Annotated in this window: 14 protein-coding genes; all 14 read left to right on the forward strand. The window is 57.0% G+C overall.

Annotation, left to right across the window (positions count from 1 at the left end):
• Positions 1–27 precede the first annotated feature (27 nt).
• The 14 genes from lysS to ispF all read left to right on the forward strand — a co-directional run bounded on the left by lysS (position 28) and on the right by ispF (position 14,134).
• A complete protein-coding gene (lysS, locus tag Q7K71_06735; protein ID MDO8675790.1) occupies positions 28–1,470 on the forward strand; it encodes a lysine--tRNA ligase in 1,443 nt (480 codons plus the stop codon).
• Between the two features lie 3 nt (positions 1,471–1,473).
• Positions 1,474–2,670, forward strand: coding sequence for an ABC transporter permease (locus Q7K71_06740; GenBank protein ID MDO8675791.1), 1,197 nt, complete (start codon positions 1,474–1,476; stop codon positions 2,668–2,670).
• A 1-nt stretch (position 2,671) separates the two neighbouring features.
• Positions 2,672–3,364 (forward strand): ABC transporter ATP-binding protein, encoded by a 693-nt coding sequence (locus Q7K71_06745; protein MDO8675792.1) that lies wholly within the window; start codon positions 2,672–2,674, stop codon positions 3,362–3,364.
• A gap of 41 nt (positions 3,365–3,405) precedes the next feature.
• On the forward strand, positions 3,406–4,275 hold the full coding sequence (gene ilvE, locus Q7K71_06750; protein ID MDO8675793.1) for a branched-chain-amino-acid transaminase: 870 nt from the start codon (positions 3,406–3,408) through the stop codon (positions 4,273–4,275).
• The gene (locus Q7K71_06755; protein MDO8675794.1) at positions 4,265–4,804 is read left to right on the forward strand and encodes a UvrB/UvrC motif-containing protein; all 540 of its coding nucleotides are present in this window, start codon (positions 4,265–4,267) and stop codon (positions 4,802–4,804) included. The genes ilvE and Q7K71_06755 overlap by 11 nt, the downstream gene beginning before the upstream one ends.
• A gap of 6 nt (positions 4,805–4,810) precedes the next feature.
• A complete protein-coding gene (locus Q7K71_06760) occupies positions 4,811–5,869 on the forward strand; it encodes a protein arginine kinase (protein MDO8675795.1) in 1,059 nt (352 codons plus the stop codon).
• The gene (locus tag Q7K71_06765) at positions 5,862–8,300 is read left to right on the forward strand and encodes an ATP-dependent Clp protease ATP-binding subunit (protein ID MDO8675796.1); all 2,439 of its coding nucleotides are present in this window, start codon (positions 5,862–5,864) and stop codon (positions 8,298–8,300) included. The genes Q7K71_06760 and Q7K71_06765 overlap by 8 nt, the downstream gene beginning before the upstream one ends.
• Positions 8,301–8,310: 10 nt before the next feature.
• Positions 8,311–9,096 carry an ABC transporter permease gene (locus tag Q7K71_06770; GenBank protein ID MDO8675797.1) on the forward strand — a complete coding sequence of 262 codons (786 nt, stop codon included), beginning with the start codon at positions 8,311–8,313 and terminating at the stop codon, positions 9,094–9,096.
• Entirely contained in the window at positions 9,096–9,869 is a 774-nt protein-coding gene (locus Q7K71_06775; protein ID MDO8675798.1) for an ABC transporter ATP-binding protein, read from the forward strand. The genes Q7K71_06770 and Q7K71_06775 overlap by 1 nt, the downstream gene beginning before the upstream one ends.
• Positions 9,870–9,882: 13 nt before the next feature.
• On the forward strand, positions 9,883–10,491 hold the full coding sequence (locus Q7K71_06780; protein ID MDO8675799.1) for an MlaD family protein: 609 nt from the start codon (positions 9,883–9,885) through the stop codon (positions 10,489–10,491).
• Between the two features lie 67 nt (positions 10,492–10,558).
• Positions 10,559–11,932, forward strand: a complete 1,374-nt coding sequence (gene radA, locus Q7K71_06785) for a DNA repair protein RadA (GenBank protein MDO8675800.1) — start codon at positions 10,559–10,561, stop codon at positions 11,930–11,932.
• A gap of 53 nt (positions 11,933–11,985) precedes the next feature.
• Positions 11,986–12,966, forward strand: coding sequence for a TRAM domain-containing protein (locus Q7K71_06790; GenBank protein MDO8675801.1), 981 nt, complete (start codon positions 11,986–11,988; stop codon positions 12,964–12,966).
• A complete protein-coding gene (gene ispD / locus Q7K71_06795) occupies positions 12,963–13,652 on the forward strand; it encodes a 2-C-methyl-D-erythritol 4-phosphate cytidylyltransferase (protein MDO8675802.1) in 690 nt (229 codons plus the stop codon). Before Q7K71_06790 ends, ispD begins: the two co-directional genes overlap by 4 nt.
• The gene (gene ispF, locus Q7K71_06800; GenBank protein MDO8675803.1) at positions 13,652–14,134 is read left to right on the forward strand and encodes a 2-C-methyl-D-erythritol 2,4-cyclodiphosphate synthase; all 483 of its coding nucleotides are present in this window, start codon (positions 13,652–13,654) and stop codon (positions 14,132–14,134) included. Before ispD ends, ispF begins: the two co-directional genes overlap by 1 nt.
• Positions 14,135–14,140 lie beyond the last annotated feature (6 nt).

A 14,140-nucleotide genomic window follows, 5' to 3' on the forward strand; every position in this document is an offset into this window, starting at 1 on the left:
TACTTATAAATAATTTAAGATGGAAAGATGGTTTTTATGGCGGCTGACGAGACGAGGATCAATAAACTTAAAACATTGCGGCAAAAGGGGTTAGACCCCTATGGCCAGCGTTTCATACGCTCCCACGCGGTGGCGGATATCCTTAAGGATTTTAAAGAAGGCCTGAAGGTGATCACGGCCGGGCGCATTACAGCCCACCGCGATCAGGGCAAGGTCCATTTCATGGACCTGACCGACCAAAGCGGAAAAATACAACTGTTTGTTAAGGCGGACAATCTTAGCCTCGAAGCCGCGGAATTGTTAAAAGCCCTGGACATCGGCGACATCATCGGCGTTCAAGGGGAAACATTCACAACCAAGACCGGCCAGAACAGCATCCGCGTTTTGAAGTATGACGTGCTGGCCAAGTCCTTGCGGAGTTTGCCGGAAAAATGGCATGGCTTGAAGGACGTGGACATCCGCTACCGCCAGCGTTATGTGGACCTGATCGCCAACCCCGAAGTGCGCGACGTGTTCATCAAACGCAGCCGTATCGTGTCCTTGATCCGCAGCTTTCTCGACGGGCGGGGATTTCTGGAAGTGGAAACGCCGATCTTGCAGCCCATGGCCGGGGGGGCCCGCGGCAAGCCGTTCAAGTCCAGGCACAATACTTTGGACATGGATGTTTATCTTCGCATCGCGCCCGAACTGTATCTCAAGCGTTTGCTGGTGGGCGGCATGGAAAAAGTGTACGAGATGAACCGCAATTTCCGCAATGAAGGCATTTCAACGCGGCATAATCCGGAATTCACCATGCTGGAGGTGTATCAGGCCTACGGGAATTTTGAGGACATGATGACATTGACCGAGGAGATGATCGCTTCCATCGTGAAGACGCTCAATGGTTCGTACAAGATCAAATATCAGGGGCAGGACATTGATTTCACGCCGCCGTGGCCGCGCCGTTCTTTCGCCCAGGTGGTCAAGGAGCGTTTTGACATCAACCCCCAGGACAGCGCCCAGGTCATGCTGGACAAGGTCAGGGCCAAACGTGGGGGGCATGCGAAGGTGGACCGTTTGACCCGCTCGGCGGTCATGAAGATCGTGGAAGAGGTCCTCGACGAGAAAGCTACGCCCAACCCGGTCTTTATGCTGGATTATTTTACGTTCCTCTCGCCCTTGGCCAAGGCCAAGCCGGATGACCCGGCCGTGGCCCAGCGTTTTGAATTTTTCATCGCGGGGCTTGAAGTGGGCAACGCCTATTCCGAGCTCAATGACCCGCAGGAACAGCGCCGTCGCCTGGAGGCGGACCTGGACGACGATGAAACAGGCAACCGCGTCATTGACGAGGATTTTGTTACGGCCCTGGAATACGGCATGCCGCCCGCGGGCGGCCTGGGGGTCGGCATTGACCGGCTCGTCATGATCTTGACGGATTCTCCGTCGATCCGTGATGTGATCTTGTTCCCATTGTTGAAACCGGAGCAATAATTTATGGGATTCGCGAGCTGGATGGCCTACAGGTATTTGACGGCCAGGAAGGACAAATTCCTTTCGGTCATCAATGGTGTCGCCATTGCCGGCATCGCCATCGGCGTGGCGGCGCTGATCGTCGTCATCGGGGTCATGAGCGGTTTTGATCATGAACTGCGCGAAAAGATCATCGGCGCCAATGCCCACGTTCTGGTGGAGCGCGAAACCGGCCTTGAACAATATGCGGCCCTGCAGGACAAACTGAAAGTTTTGCCCGGGGTCATGGCCGCCACACCGTACATCCACGGCAATGTATTTCTGGAAAGCGGCCGCAAGGCCGCGAGTTTGATCCTGCGCGGGGTGGAACCCAAAAGTGAGGGCTCCGTGACCAAGATCGACCAATATCTGGCCCAGGGGGCCATCAAAGACCTGAAGCCCGATGAAGCCGTCATCGGCAGTCAAATAGCGTCGTTTTATGGTTTGCGCGTCGGAGATGATATGACCATCATCGCCCCGGCGTCCGGCATGGCCGGTGCCCCGTGGCGGTATCATTTTAAGGTGGCCGGCACTTTCACGTCGGGCATGTATGACTACGACATGAACCTGGTGCTGGTGGATCTGCGCAAAGCCCAGGAGATCTTCCATACCGGGCCGGATACGGTGACCGGGATCGGGCTGAAGTTGCGCGATCCGCAAGCCGCCGGGGCCCTCAAGAAGAACATTTATGATCTGGCGGGATTCAGTTTTTCCGTGCGCACGTGGATGGAGAGCAATTCTAATTTCTTCGCGGCGCTGCAATTAGAGAAATTCGCGATGTTCATCATCCTCATCCTCATCGTCCTGGTGGCATCGTTCAATATCATCAGCACCCTGATCGTGACCGTAACGGGCAAGGTCAGGGACATCGGCATCCTCAAGGCCATCGGCGCCTCTAAAGGCACGGTGGGCCGTTTGTTCATGTGGCAGGGATTGGCCGTGGGGATGCTGGGCACGTTTTGGGGTTTTACCGGCGGGGTGGGCTTGAGTTTGCTCTTGAAGAAATACCAGTTCATCCGCCTGCCACAGGACATTTATTACATTGACCATTTGCCGGTTTTAGTGCAGGCCTCCGACGTAGCGGTCATTGTCGCCGCGGCGATGCTGATCACTTATGCGGCCACAGTTTATCCGGCGATGAAGGCGGCTGATCTGGAGCCGGTGGAGGCCTTACGGTATTGATATGCTGATCACCGCCCATGACATTGACAAGTCCTACGGGCAGGGAAGCCAGACCCTGCGCGTTTTAAGCGATGTTGAATTTTCCGTTGAGGCAGGGGAAATGGTGGTCGTTGTCGGCCCTTCAGGGGCCGGCAAATCAACGCTTCTGCATATTTTGGGCGGCCTTGACAAGCCCACGCAAGGACAGGTTTTGTTCAAAGGCCAGGACCTGTACGCGATGTCCGACGAGGCGCGTTCCCGGGCGCGCAATACGGCCATGGGTTTTGTTTTTCAATCGTATCATCTGTTGCCCGAGTTGACGGCCCTGGAGAACGTGATCCTGCCGCGGCTGGTGCAAAATAATTCAAGAAAGACGGGCGCCCTTGAGGCCGAAGGGTTAAAATTATTGGAGCAGTTGGGGCTTTTCCCCCGGGCCGGGCATCGTCCCTCCGAGCTCTCCGGCGGGGAACAGCAAAGGGTCGCCATCGGCCGGGCGCTTTTCAACAGCCCCGACGTCATTTTTTGCGACGAGCCAACGGGAAACCTGGATTCCAAAAGCGGGGCCATGGTCATGGACATTTTGCTTCATGTGAACCGCAGCCGTCATCAGGCGGTCGTTATTGTCACGCACGACGATCTTATCGCCCGGCACGCGCACCGGATCGTCGCCATCAAGGATGGCCGTATCCAGGCGGTCCCGGCCGCCGTGGAGTAGGGGCCGGGCATGCCCGGCCCGTGCAGCGTAGGAAAGAAGATATGAAGATTTATTTAAATGGCAAATTCGTCAACAAAGAGGACGCCAGGATCTCCGTGTTCGACCACGGCTTTCTCTACGGCGACGGAGCTTTTGAGGGCATCCGCGCTTATGACGGCCTGGTGTTCCGTCTTAAGGAGCACATTGACCGTTTGTACGAAACCATGCAGGCGCTTTCGCTCGACCCGCGCATGACCAGGAAAGAAATGACCAACGCGGTGGTGGCGACCCTGAAGGCCAATCAGATCAAGGACGGATATATCCGCCTGATCGTCAGCCGCGGCGACGGGGACTTGGGGTTGGACCCGCGCAAATGTTCCGGCAGACCCAACGTGATCATCATCGCCGGCAAGATCACGCTGTATCCGGCCGAGCTGTATCAAAAAGGCATGGCCATCATCACGGTCAAGACGGTCAAGAACCGCCGCGACGCGCTCGATCCGCGGCTGAAAACCCTCAATTATCTCAACAATATCCTCGCCAAGATCGAGGCGAACAACGCGGGTTATGCCGAGGCCATCATGCTCGACGGCGATGGGCACGTGGGCGAATGTACGGGCGACAACATTTTCATCGTCAAGGGCGGGCGCCTGGCGACACCGGCGCAGGGATGTCTTTTGGGCATCACCCGCCAGGCGATCCTGGACATCGCGCGCAAGACGAAGCTGCCGGTTGCGGAGGGCTTGATCACCCTGGACGAGGTGTACGGCGCCGACGAATGTTTCCTCACCGGCACCGCCGCGGAATTGATCCCGGTGGTGAAGGTGGACGGCCGCACCATCGGTAGCGGTAAGCCCGGACCCATGACCGGTCAATTGCTCAAGGCGTTCAAGGCATTGACAAAAAAAGACGGCATCCGATATGCAGTGTAATATTTGCGGTAAAAAGAAAGCCACGGTGCATTTGACCGAGATCGTCGACGAACAGATGTCGGAGATGCATTTGTGCGAGGAGTGCGCGCGCCAGAAAAGCACCCAGATGGAACAGCAGTTCGGCCTGGCGGACCTGCTGGCGGGCCTTTCTGAATCGGGTACAAAAGGTTCGGCCAAGCCCGAGGAGAAAAGCACTCTTCAATGCGCGACCTGCGGCCTGAATTATGAAGATTTCCGTAAGTTCGGCCGTCTGGGATGCGGGGACTGTTACGTTTCGTTCAAGGACCATCTGGCCGGGCTTTTGCGCAAGATCCACGGCTCCAACCGTCATCTGGGCAAAACGCCTTTTTCCGGCCAGGCGCAGGGCGCGCCCGGTGGTACGGAAATACCGGCCACCGCGGGATTTTTGGTGTCAGAGACCATCGAGGATATCAAGAAAAAAATGCAGGCGGCCATACAGGACGAGGATTTTGAAAAAGCCGCGATGCTGCGCGACAAGCTACGGACCATGGAACGGGAACGGCCGTAGAAAATTATGAAGATCGAAGAACTGCTCAACCATACCGGCGAATGGCTTAAGGGCTCGGGGCCCCACGCGAACATCGTCATGAGTTCACGCATCCGTCTGGCCCGTAACCTGGCCAAGGTGCCGTTTCCCAACAAGTCAGGGAAAAAGGACCTGGACGCGGCGCTGGCTTTGGTCGAAAAAGCCGTGGGGCATATCGACCTTTTGAAGGGCTCGTCGCTTTTTCGCATGAGCGACCTTGACCAGGTGGACCGCCAGATGCTCGTTGAGCGGCATTTGATGAGCCACGAGCACGCCTCCAATCCCGAGGGCAAGGGTCTTCTGGTTTCCGCCGAGGAAGTGGTGTCCGTCATGATCAATGAGGAGGACCACCTGCGCATCCAGGTGATGCGTTCGGGCTTGAGCCTGACCGACGCGTGGGGCATCATCAACGCCATTGACGACGCGCTTTCCAAAGAATTGCCTTACGCGTTCATGAACAATTGGGGATACCTGACCGCCTGCCCGACGAATACGGGCACGGGCATGCGCGGGTCGGTGATGATGCATTTGCCGGCTTTGGTGACGACCAAGCAGATCAACAAGGTCCTGGCCGCCATTTCAAAATTGAGTTTCGCCAGCCGCGGTTTTTACGGCGAGGGCACGCAGGCCAGCGGCAATTTTTATCAGATCTCCAACCAGGTCGCGCTGGGCCACAGCGAAATGGACATCATCCAGAACATCAATGGGCTCATCCGCCAGGTCGTCGAGCAGGAAGAGCAGGCGCGCCAGGCCCTTTTATTGCAGAACCGTCCCATGCTGGAGGATAAGATCTGCCGGTCGTGGGGGCTTTTGAAGACCGCGCGCATCATCTCAAGCCAGGAGGCCATTGAACTTTTTTCCATGGTGCGTTTCGGCATTGACATGGACATCCTCAAGCACGTCGACCATAAGGCCCTCAACGAATTGTTCATTATTATCCAACCTGCGCATCTGCAGAAGATCGAGGGTAAAAAACTCAACGCGTTCGAACGCGATACCAAACGGGCGGAGGTCATCCGCCAGAAGTTAGGAGGCAGGGATGTTTAACAGGTTCACGGAGCGGGCGCGCAAAGTCATCGTGTTCGCCAAGGAAGAAGCACGGCGTTTTAACCATGATTATATCGGCACCGAACACCTTTTGCTGGGGCTGATCCGCGAGGGCGAGGGCGTTGCCGCGGCGGTGCTGCAGAAACTGGGGCTGGACCTGGAGACCATCCGTCTGGAAGTGGAAAAACTCGTCCAGGCCGGCCCGCCCACCCAGGTGATGGGGGACATTCCCTTCACCCCGCGCTCCAAGAAGGCGCTGGAACTTTCCGCCGAGGAAGCGCGCGCCCTGGGGCACAATTATATCGGCACCGAGCATCTCTTGCTGGGCCTGGTCAAGGAAGGCGAAGGCATGGCCTACCGCGTGCTGTTGAATTTGGGTCTGGACCTGGGCAAATTGCGCAATGAGGTCATGGAATTATTGGGTTCCGGGATCCCCGGTTACGGCCAGCAGGAACCGGTCAAGACGGGAAAGACGCCGGCCATCGACGCCTACGGCCGCAATTTGAACAAATTCGCCCGCGAGGGAAAGCTGGACCCGGTCATCGGCCGCAAGAGCGAGATCGAACGCGTCATCCAGATCCTTTCAAGGCGCACCAAGAACAACCCCGTGCTGTTGGGCGAGGCGGGCATCGGCAAGACCGCCATCGTCGAGGGCCTGGCCCAGCAGATCGTGGCCGGCGACGTGCCCGAGATCCTGCGGGACAAGACCATCGTGGTGCTGGACCTGGCCATGATGATCGCGGGCACCAAGTACCGCGGCCAGTTCGAAGAACGCATCAAGGCGGTCATGGACGAACTGAAACGTTCAGGGAAGATCGTCCTTTTTATCGACGAGCTCCATACGCTCGTCGGGGCGGGCGCGGCCGAGGGGGCCATTGACGCCGCCAATATCCTCAAACCGGCCCTGGCCCGCGGCGAGATCCAGTGCATCGGCGCCACCACCCTGGATGAGTACCGCAAGCACATTGAAAAGGACGCGGCCCTGGAACGCAGGTTCCAGACCATCATCGTTGATCCTCCGTCGGTGGATGAAACAATACAAATTTTAAAGGGCCTGCGCGACCGATATGAGGCGCATCACCGGGTGAAGTATTCCGACGAGGCATTGGAGGCGGCCGCGCGGCTTTCGGACCGCTACATTTCCAACCGTTTTTTGCCGGACAAGGCCGTGGACATCCTGGACGAGGCCGGGGCCCGCGCGCGCCTCAACGCCATGGTCGTCCCGGACGGCATCAAGGAACTTGAAGAAAGTATTGAGCAGTTAAAGAAAGAAAAAGAGTCGTTCATCAAGAGCCAGGATTTTGAACGCGCAGCCAAAATGCGCGACCAGGAGCGCGACGTGCGCGACCAATTGGAGCGCAAGCGCGCCGAGTGGATGCAAAAGCGCGATAACGCGCTGTTGACCATCACCGATGATGACATCGCCAGGATCATTTCGCAGTGGACGAAGATCCCGCTCATCCGCCTTGAGCAGAAGGAAAGCGAACGGCTTTTGAAGATGGAAGAGCAGATGACAAAGTCGATCATCGGTCAGGAAGAGGCCATCTCGGCCATTGCCCGCGCCGTGCGCCGTTCCCGCGCCGGGATCAAGAACCCGCGCCGGCCCATCGGTTCCTTTATTTTTCTGGGGCCCACGGGTGTCGGCAAGACGCTTTTGGCGCGCATCCTTTCGGAGTTCATATTCGGCGACGAGAAGGCGCTCATCCAGATCGACATGTCCGAATATATGGACAAATACAATGTTTCGCGCCTGATCGGCGCGCCGCCGGGTTATGTCGGCTACGAAGAGGGCGGCCAGTTGACCGAAAAGGTGCGCCGCCGTCCGTATTCGGTCGTCCTTCTCGACGAGATCGAAAAAGCCCACCCGGACGTTTTCAACCTGTTGCTGCAGGTTTTTGAGGATGGTCGTTTGACCGACAGCCTGGGACGCACGGTGGATTTTCGCAACACCGTCATCATTATGACCTCCAACGTGGGCGCCGAACTGGTGCGCAATGCCGGTTCCCTGGGGTTCGTGGCGCAAAAGGAGGACGCGTCCTATCAGGCGATGCGCGAGCGCCTGCTGGGCGAGGTCAAAAAGGCCTTTAGGCCGGAATTCCTCAACCGTATTGATGACATCATCGTTTTCAAGGCCTTGACCAAGGAGCATCTGCAGGTCATTGTGGGGCTGGAGATCAAGCATCTGACCGACCGGCTCAAAGACCGCGGGATCGAGGTGAACCTGACGCAGGAGGCGATGGGCTTTCTCATCGAGAAAGGTTATGACCCCCTCTACGGGGCCAGGCCTTTAAAACGCACGATCCAGCGTTACATCGAGGACACTTTGTCGGAGGAAATCATCGCCGGCCGGTTCAAGGAAGGCAGCAAGGTGCAGGTTGTCCGCAAGGGGGACGCCCTGAGTTTCGAAGACCAGAACGCCATTAAGGTGTAAAATACCGCGCATGATGGACATCGCCGCCAGATCCGGTTCCTTCGCCCTCAATTGGACGCGTTATTTGGGGCAATTGTTCATTTTGTGGGCACAGACCATGACGTGTGCCGTGACCCCGCCTTTTAAAGGAATGCGTTCTTTGGCCCAGGCGGTGCGCATCGGTCCGGGCAGTTTTGTCATAGCGGCACTGGTCGCGTTTTTTGTCGGGATGATCATTGCCCTGCAGATGGCCTATCAGATGGTGCAGTTGTCGGCGGAAATTTATATCCCCAACATCATTGCCGTGTCCTTGACGCGTGAACTCGCCCCGGTGTTGACCGCGCTCATCGTCGCCGGCAGGATCGGCGCGGGGATCGCGGCCGAGATCGGTTCCATGGTCGTCACCGAGCAGGTGGACGCCCTGAAAGCGTTCGCGGTCAACCCGGTCAAGTATTTGGTCGTCCCGCGTTTTGTGGGGCTTCTCATCATGCTGCCGGCATTGACCATGTTCGCCGATATCATCGGCATCTGGGGCGGCTACGTCATTTGCGTGTTCAAGCTGCACATCAGCCATGAAATGTTCTGGAGGATGGTCTTTCACGCGCTGACCATGAAGGACATCGTGACGGGCCTGGTCAAGACCGTCTTTTTCGGCATGATCATTGCTATCATCGGGTGCCATCAGGGACTTACGGTCAGGGGTGGGGCCGAAGGTGTGGGCAAGGCCACGACCACGGCCGTGGTGCGGTCGTTCATCCTCATCATCATGACCGACTGCGTCATCACGTTTATTTTTTACTTTTTATTAAAGGTCTGATGATCGAGATCCATAACCTTTATAAAGCGTTCGGTTCCCAGATGGTCCTCAACAATTTGAGTTTGACCATCCGCCGGGGCGAGACCAAGGTCATCATCGGCCGTTCGGGAGTGGGCAAAAGCGTTCTCCTGAAAAGCATCATCGGCCTGGCGCGGCCCGACAGCGGTTCCGTCAAGGTCAACGGCGTTGAGGTCACCAATTTGAACGACCGCGATTATAATAAATTGAGGATGGAGATGGGTATGGTGTTCCAGGGCGGGGCGCTTTTTGATTCCATGAACGTGGGCGAAAACGTCGCTTTTGTCCTTGACGAATTCATGAACCTCGACCGGAAAACCGTGCGCGACCGCGTACGCGACGCGCTGGCCCTCGTGGGCCTTAAAGATGTCGAGGACATGATGCCCTCGCAGCTTTCCGGCGGCATGCTCAAACGCGTCAGCCTGGCCCGCGTGATGTGTATGGAGCCGCAGATCATTTTGTACGACGAGCCGACCAGCGAAGTGGACCCCATCACCGCGGCGGCGATCAACCACCTGATCGTTGAATTGCACGACAAGTTAAAAGTGACCTCCATCGTTGTCACCCATGACATGAACTCGGCGTACCATGTTGCCGATTCGATCGCCATGCTCTACCGCGGCCAGGTCATCGCCGACGGGAAACCGGAAGATATCAGGAACACCCAGCACCCGGTGGTGAAACAATTCATCACCGGAGAGGCCCTCGGGCCGATCACCGAAGACGAGAACCTCATTTTCGGGCACGTCAAATAAGGGGAGAACGCTTATGTCGCGCGAGAGCCATCTCGAACTGAAAGTCGGAAGTTTTGTCCTGCTGGCCCTGGCCGGCCTGTCCTATTTCATATTTTCGGTCAGCAACCTGTCATTATTTGAGAAAGGCCGTCCCCTGCAGGCCGTGTTCGGTTTCGCCAACGGGCTCAAAGAGGCCGCACCGGTGCGTTTGGCCGGGGTGGAAGCGGGCCTGGTCAAGAACATGGAGGTTTTTACGGACGCTAATGACGATCAAAGGACCAAGGTGCGCGTCACCATGTGGATCAAGGAAGGTGTTGAGATCCCCGTGGATTCAAAAGTGACCATCAATCAACTGGGCCTTCTGGGTGAAAAATACGTGGAGATCATGCCCGGCACATCCACCGAGTTTTTCAAGGCCGGCACCGTCGTCGTCGGGCTTGATCCGGTGCCGATGGAGAAGATCTCGGAACGGGTGTATGCCTTGACGGAGAAGATGGAGAGAACCATCGATAATATCAACAAAGGGCAAGGCACCGTCGGGAAATTCCTGACGGATGAGTCCATATACCGCAATCTGGATGAACTCACCGCGGACCTGAAAGCCAACCCCTGGAAGCTGTTGTACCGGCCTAAAAATAGGTGAAAGCTGGAAGCTCGAAGCTGGAAGGAAAAAATCCTTTGAGCTTCGACCTTCGACCTTCGAGCTTAGCATGAGAACTAAAACTATATTTGTTTGTCAGGAATGCGGCACGAACTCTCTGCGCTGGGTCGGTAAATGTCCCAATTGCGAGAGTTGGAATTCTTTTGTTGAAGAACAGTCCGCGGCCCATCCCGAGACCCAGAAATTGCGCCTTCAGATGGCGGCTTCGGCCCAAAGCCCGGTCCTGCTCAAAGACGTGGACGTCCGGCAGGAGCGCCGTTTTTTAACGGGCATCGGCGAATTCGATCGCGTGATGGGCGGCGGGGTGGTGCCCGGCTCCGTCACCCTCATCGGCGGGGACCCGGGCATCGGCAAATCCACCATTGTCATCCAAAGCGGTTACGGGCTGGCCCGGCAGGGCCTGAAAGTTTTGTATGTCAGCGGCGAGGAAAGCGTGCGCCAGGCCAAATTGCGCGCTGACCGTGTGACCAAGGACTTCGGCGGCGCCGACCTGTTCATCGTCAATGCCATTGACGTACAGGAGATCGTGGACCATATCCACACGCTTGGACCCCAGGTCGTTGTCATTGATTCGATCCAGGTCGTGCATCTGGCGGAATTGTCTTCGTCGCCGGGCAGTGTGGCCCAGGTGCGGGAAAGCGCGGCCGTGTTCACCCAATTGGCCAAGAGCCGCGGCATCGCGCTGTTTTTGGTCGGGCACGTGACCAAGGAAGGGATGCTGGCCGGTCCGCGTGTTTTGGAACACATGGTGGATACGGTGCTTTATTTTGAGGGCGAGCGGTATTCCTCATACCGGGTGCTGCGCGCCAATAAGAACCGTTTTGGTTCCACCAATGAGATCGGCGTTTTTGAGATGACGGCGGCCGGCCTGCAGGAGGTCTCCAACCCGTCGGAGATCTTTCTTTCCGAACGGCCGCAGGATTCTTCGGGGTCCGTGGTTGTTCCTGTTCTTGAAGGGACGCGGCCTTTTTTGGTGGAGATCCAGGGGCTAGTGAGCCGCTCGGCCTTCGGCATGGTGCGCCAGAAAGCGCAGGGATTTGACTCCAACCGCCTGGCGCTCTTGGTCGCGGTGCTCGAAAAACGGCTGGGGCTGAATTTGGGGGACAAGGACATTTTTTTAAACGTCGTCGGCGGCGTTAAAGTGATGGACCCGGCGGCAGACCTTGCGGTGACCTTGGCGGTGGCATCCGCCTTGCTGGACAAACCCGTGCCGCATGACCTGGCTGTTTTGGGCGAGGTGGGGCTTTCGGCGGAAGTGCGCAGTGTTTCCCAGATCGAGGTGCGCGTCAATGAAGCCCAGAAGCTCGGCTTCACCCGGTGCATCATGCCCAAAAATAATCTCAAGGGCAAGGCGGATTACAAACCCAAAGGCATCAAACTCATTCCCGTGACGAACGTGCGGGAAGCGTTGGATAAAATGTAATGGCCCCGCCTCCGCTGATGGCGGAAGCGGCGGGGTCCTGTTAGGAGAGGCATATGACATTATTATTCGTCCGGGCGTTCTTTTTTATCATCAGCGGCATCGTCGGGTATCAGATCGGCGCGATCAACTATGCCCCGCAAGCAGGGGCTGCCTTCGGCATCATCGGCGCCGCGGTCCTCATCGCGATGGAATTGACCATGCGCCAGGTTTCGGTGCGCGGGCTTTCCAGCATGGTCTTCGGGCTTTTGCTGGGTATTTTTATGGCCAAATTGGTCAGCGACATTTTTTCTTTGTTGCCGTTGGGCGACGTTTTACAGCCCATCCTGCGCGTGGTCTTGACGCTCGTTTTTTCTTATTTGGGCGCGGTCATGGCGCTTCGCGGCAAGGACGAATTCAACCTCATCATCCCGTATGTGCGTTTCAAGCGCCAGGACCTCAAGGCGGGGGTGGTGCTTTTGGACAGCAGCGCCATCATCGACGGGCGTATCGCGGATATTTTTAAGACCGGGTTTTTGGGCGGCCGTTTGGTTGTGCCGCGTTTGATCTTGCACGAACTCCAGCGCCTGGCTGATTCCAGCGACGATATCAAACGCGGCCGTGGACGCAGGGGGCTGGAACTTCTTAAGAACATGCAAAAAGACACCGCCGCGGACGTACACATCCATGAAGATGACTTAAGCGGCCCCGAACCGGTGGACCTGAAACTCGTCAAATTGGCCAAACTGATGGACGCGCGCATCTGCACGACGGATTTTAATTTGAGCCGCATGGCGTCCATCCAGGGCATTGAGATGCTGCACATCCATGACCTGGTCAACGCGGTCAAGCCCATGGTGTTCACCGGCGAGGAGATCGAGGTGCGCCTGGTCAAGGACGGCAAAGAGCCCAACCAGGCTGTGGGGTACATGGAAGACGGGACCATGGTGGTTGTCAGCGATGGTAAACGCGCCCTCGGGCAAACGGTCAAGGTGTCCGTCACCTCCGCCTTGCAGACCCAGGCCGGGCGCATGATCTTCGCCAAACTGGAGAGATGAACATTTCGGTCATCATTGTTGCCGCTGGCGTGGGCACCCGGTTGAAAGCCGGGGCGCCCAAGGCGTTCGTTCTTTTAAAAGGCAGGCCCCTGATCGCCTATTCGCTGGCTGTTTTTCAAAGAATGAAAGCGGTCAACGGCATTATTGTCGTCGGGCATAAGGACCATCTGAAACGTTTTGAAGCCCTGCGCCGGAATTTTAAAAAGATCCGCGCGGTCGTTGCGGGCGGCGCGGCCCGGGCCGATTCAGTCAAATGCGGTTTGGCCGCTGTTGATGACAATACCGATGTTATTTTGGTCCACGACGCGGCCCGTCCGCTGGTCAACGCGGAAATGGTCAAACGCCTGCTGACGGCATTAAAAAGACATAAGGCCGTTATCACGGGGGTGCCTGTCAAAGCCACGGTCAAGCAGGTCAATGCCAAGACCCTGCGCGTTGAACGCACCCTGCAGCGCTCCCTGTTGTGGGAAGCGCAGACGCCGCAGGGATTTCATAAGGACGTCTTGGTGAAAGCGCATCAACGGAAATTTAAAGGCGAAGCCCTTCGACTGGGCTCAGGGCCAGCCACCGACGATGCCATGCTGGTCGAGCGTTTAGGCGTCGGGGTCAAGGTCGTGATGGGGGACCACCGCAACATCAAGATCACAACGCCGGAGGATTTGAAGATTGCAGAGGGGTTAGTCTGATGGGCCACAGAATCGGCATAGGATATGACGTGCACCGGCTGAAGAAGGGGCGGAAGCTTATGCTGGGCGGTATTGAAGTGCCGCACACGCACGGGCTCGACGGCCATTCGGACGCCGACGTGGTCCTGCACGCGATCTGTGACGCGCTTTTGGGGGCGGCAGGGTTGGGCGATATCGGCGAGCATTTTCCCGATACCGACCCGAAATACAAAGGCATTGCCAGTTCAGCCCTGCTGAAACAATCTAATCAGAAGGTCAATGACGCCGGCTACAAGGTTGCCAACGTGGACGTCATGATCGTGGCCGAACAGCCGAAACTTCAGGAGTATAAGCCGAAAATGCGTTTTCACATCGCCTTTGAACTGGCGGTGGACGAAACACAGGTCAATATCAAAGCAGGCACGCATGAGGGCCTGGGATTTATCGGGGCCAAACAAGGCATTGCCGCGTACGCGGTTGTTTTAATCCGTAGGGGCGATTAATAATCG

The organism is Candidatus Omnitrophota bacterium, from assembly GCA_030650275.1.
Taxonomy (GTDB): domain Bacteria; phylum Omnitrophota; class Gorgyraeia; order Zapsychrales; family Fredricksoniimonadaceae; genus JACPXN01.

Coding starts and splice junctions, on each gene's coding strand:
- Q7K71_06790 (MDO8675801.1), top strand. CDS start 11,986: ATGACATTATTATTCGTCCGGGCGTTCTTTTTTATCATCAGCGGCATC.
- Q7K71_06775 (MDO8675798.1), top strand. CDS start 9,096: ATGATCGAGATCCATAACCTTTATAAAGCGTTCGGTTCCCAGATGGTC.
- Q7K71_06770 (MDO8675797.1), top strand. CDS start 8,311: ATGATGGACATCGCCGCCAGATCCGGTTCCTTCGCCCTCAATTGGACG.
- Q7K71_06760 (MDO8675795.1), top strand. CDS start 4,811: ATGAAGATCGAAGAACTGCTCAACCATACCGGCGAATGGCTTAAGGGC.
- ispD (MDO8675802.1), top strand. CDS start 12,963: ATGAACATTTCGGTCATCATTGTTGCCGCTGGCGTGGGCACCCGGTTG.
- Q7K71_06780 (MDO8675799.1), top strand. CDS start 9,883: ATGTCGCGCGAGAGCCATCTCGAACTGAAAGTCGGAAGTTTTGTCCTG.
- radA (MDO8675800.1), top strand. CDS start 10,559: ATGAGAACTAAAACTATATTTGTTTGTCAGGAATGCGGCACGAACTCT.
- Q7K71_06740 (MDO8675791.1), top strand. CDS start 1,474: ATGGGATTCGCGAGCTGGATGGCCTACAGGTATTTGACGGCCAGGAAG.
- ispF (MDO8675803.1), top strand. CDS start 13,652: ATGGGCCACAGAATCGGCATAGGATATGACGTGCACCGGCTGAAGAAG.
- Q7K71_06745 (MDO8675792.1), top strand. CDS start 2,672: ATGCTGATCACCGCCCATGACATTGACAAGTCCTACGGGCAGGGAAGC.
- Q7K71_06765 (MDO8675796.1), top strand. CDS start 5,862: ATGTTTAACAGGTTCACGGAGCGGGCGCGCAAAGTCATCGTGTTCGCC.
- ilvE (MDO8675793.1), top strand. CDS start 3,406: ATGAAGATTTATTTAAATGGCAAATTCGTCAACAAAGAGGACGCCAGG.
- lysS (MDO8675790.1), top strand. CDS start 28: ATGGTTTTTATGGCGGCTGACGAGACGAGGATCAATAAACTTAAAACA.
- Q7K71_06755 (MDO8675794.1), top strand. CDS start 4,265: ATGCAGTGTAATATTTGCGGTAAAAAGAAAGCCACGGTGCATTTGACC.